At 35.2% G+C, this 2,689-nt stretch carries 4 protein-coding genes; 1 reads left to right on the forward strand and 3 read right to left on the reverse strand.

Annotated elements, in window-relative coordinates; genetic code table 11:
• Positions 1-174 precede the first annotated feature (174 nt).
• Entirely contained in the window at positions 175-774 is a 600-nt protein-coding gene (locus tag Rain11_RS13600; protein WP_101359916.1) for a methyltransferase domain-containing protein, read from the forward strand.
• Here Rain11_RS13600 and Rain11_RS13605 read toward each other — a convergent pair.
• From Rain11_RS13605 to Rain11_RS13615, 3 genes are all read right to left on the reverse strand, one after another.
• Complete coding sequence (locus Rain11_RS13605) at positions 731-1,321, reverse strand: 5-formyltetrahydrofolate cyclo-ligase (protein WP_101359917.1); 591 nt, start codon at positions 1,319-1,321, stop codon at positions 731-733. The two genes, Rain11_RS13600 and Rain11_RS13605, sit on opposite strands and share 44 nt — an antisense overlap.
• 68 nt (positions 1,322-1,389) lie before the next feature.
• Positions 1,390-2,007 carry a hypothetical protein gene (locus Rain11_RS13610; protein ID WP_101359918.1) on the reverse strand — a complete coding sequence of 206 codons (618 nt, stop codon included), beginning with the start codon at positions 2,005-2,007 and terminating at the stop codon, positions 1,390-1,392.
• Between the two features lie 84 nt (positions 2,008-2,091).
• Positions 2,092-2,574: a DUF4230 domain-containing protein gene (locus Rain11_RS13615; protein ID WP_101359919.1), complete on the reverse strand. Its 483-nt coding sequence runs from the start codon at positions 2,572-2,574 to the stop codon at positions 2,092-2,094.
• Positions 2,575-2,689 lie beyond the last annotated feature (115 nt).

The raw sequence follows: 2,689 nt of genomic DNA on the forward strand, positions 1-2,689 counted from the left end.
TGTCCTAACGGGCGTAGAGAGTTCTCTTTTTTTAGGTATGGTTTCCTGTTTTTGCAATATTGCCTCTTAAATGATACCCAATATCCACAACTTGTAAAAACTATTCAACTTTTGTCGGAGGACTAAACTTTTGCCTTTATTTTTTGATTTTCAGAGTAAATTCTGCTAGGCACTATGTTAAACGAGGAATTTTGGACAGAACGTTATCGCAATCAGCAAACAGGTTGGGATATAGGTTACCCTTCTACACCTTTGCAAAATTATTTTGAACAACTCACCCGAAAGGATATTCACATTCTAATTCCCGGTTGTGGAAATGCTTACGAGGCTGAATTTTTAGTAAAAAATGACTTTCAGAGTATTACACTTGTGGATATTTCAGGTTTTTTGGTGGAAAAACTGCAAAAACATTTTGCCTCTTATTCACAAGTAAAAGTTATCCACGCAGATTTTTTTGCTCTTTCAGGAAAATATGATTTAATTGTAGAACAAACTTTTTTCTGTGCTATTGAACCAAGTTTGCGGGCTTTATACGCAAAAAAAATGTATGAGTTGTTATCAGAAAAAGGCAAGTTGGTGGGAGTGCTTTTCAATAGAGAATTTGAACATTCAGGTCCGCCTTTTGGCGGCTCAAAAAATGAGTATTTGAGTTATTTTGAGCCTTATTTTGATTTGAAAGTTTTTGAAACTTGCTACAATTCTATTCCTCCACGAGCAGGTAACGAGCTTTTTATGATTTTGGAAAAGAAAAATCATACAATTGCAGAGGGGTAATGCAAAAATCTAATTTGACATCATATTCGTTTGTATCGCTGATAGGTTCTTGTAAGGCTTCAAAAAGCGAAATACCGACTTTTAAGGCTTTTGGGCACTCAGAAAGAAACCTATCGTAAAAACCTTTCCCATAACCTACACGATAGCCCTGTGTATCAAAGGCTAAAAGAGGAATAAGTACCATATCTATTTCAGAAAGTTTTTCAAAAGTTTCTGTGGAAAGCGGCTCGGGCACACCCCAACGATTTTCGTGAATTTCTGTATCTTCGGTAAAAATATAATGCGAAAGGCTATTCGTTTCGGGGTGAGTACGAGAAACAAGCAAGGTAATGTGAGGCTTTTCCTCCCAAACCTGATAGATAAAACTCCATAAATCAGGCTCTTTTTGTCTTGTGATAGGTAAAAATAAGTGTAAATAGCTTACCTTTTCAAGCAAATTCCAATGAAATAACCTATCGGTGATGGCTCTGTTCTTGGTAAGCCATTCCAGTTCGCTTAGTTTTTGTCGCTTTTTTTTGTAAAACTCTCGTATTTCTCTTTTGAGCATATGTACCAAAGATAAAAGCAGGCATAGTTTTTTTCTATGCCTGCAACTATTGAGATAAGAGAAATAAGTTATTTTTTTGTTGTATCAGTGGTAGTAGCAGTAGCCGTATTCCCTGTTTTTAGAGCATCTCGGTTTTTGGTGTACATAGCAGGAATTTTATCTTTGCCTCCTGCTTTGGTGATAAGTTCTTTCAGTTCGGTAATTTCTTTATCTAAGTCTTTGGAAATTTTTTCGTGTGTGCTTTGCACTTTTTGGTGTTTGCTATCCAAAACTCTTCTATCTTGTTCTGCTTTTTCGTACGTAATTTCTCCTTTTTCATAGCGATTGATGACATTTTGCAGTTCATCAATTTCCTTTACAAATTCACTAATCATATCACTATCCTCTTTCATAGTAGCCTGAAAACGCTGTTGTAGAGCATCAAAGGCAGGTTCAGGCTGGGGCTTTAGACTTGTGTACAAGTTACGTAATGTATCAAAATAATCTTGATAGTCTCGGCGTTCCATTTCCATTTCTTGATGCTCGCGGTTGAGCCCCGCATACTCATCGTGAAAGTGTTTCAATCTTTCTTGTTTTTGTTGTGCATCTTCTCCTCCACCACTTACAGCGTTTCCACCCGAATTGTTACAGGCAACATACAAACAAGCCAAACAGGTAAGTATTGCGTAGAAAACAACTTTTCTCATAATTGTTTAGTTTTAAGGTTCTTTTAAGGAAATTTTACGGAAAAATAAGAAAATTTTATGAGTTGTCAATATCTTTTTGAAAATTTATTTTTGAAAAATAGGTTTGGTTTCGGTTTCAATTTTTACACCTGTAAGGTCATAGCGAAAAACTACTTTTTTTCTTGCAATCTGCTCCAGAGTAGGTTTGAGGATTAGTTCTGCATTTTTTTTGGTTTGTTCCATAATGTTACTTTCCAAAGCTGTTTTTGCTACTTGTTTTTCGGCTTCTTTATAGGCAGTTTCAATAAGTTTGGCTTCATCAAAAGTCATAAAGCCTGTTTCTACTTCATATACTCTACTATCTTGCTGATTTACTTTTACATAGCAAAGTTCGGGCTTGGGAAGTTGTATAATCATTACGCTATCTTTTTCAAGAATATGCTCTTTTCTGATTTTAGTTAAATCTATGCAACCTACTGCCTCACCTGCGACAATCAGCAGCGTTTTGCTATCGCCGCCTTGGTACCAAGGTCTATCTACTTTATACTCCAAAATATCTTTGAAGGTATATTTGACAACGTGAATTATAAGTCTAACTTATTGTTTTCAAGGGATTTAAATAAAAAAACTTAGGGTAATTGAAAAAATGATTAACTTTGAGTTGTACTTTTTAAATATTTAATCATATGAGTCAATTACCTCT

This window comes from Raineya orbicola (assembly GCF_002843425.1).
Classification (GTDB): domain Bacteria; phylum Bacteroidota; class Bacteroidia; order Cytophagales; family Thermonemataceae; genus Raineya; species Raineya orbicola.

Excerpts from the sequence above, each read along its gene's own strand:
- Rain11_RS13605 (WP_101359917.1), bottom strand. The coding sequence starts at position 1,321 with ATGCTCAAAAGAGAAATACGAGAGTTTTACAAAAAAAAGCGACAAAAA.
- Rain11_RS13610 (WP_101359918.1), bottom strand. The coding sequence starts at position 2,007 with ATGAGAAAAGTTGTTTTCTACGCAATACTTACCTGTTTGGCTTGTTTG.
- Rain11_RS13600 (WP_101359916.1), top strand. The coding sequence starts at position 175 with ATGTTAAACGAGGAATTTTGGACAGAACGTTATCGCAATCAGCAAACA.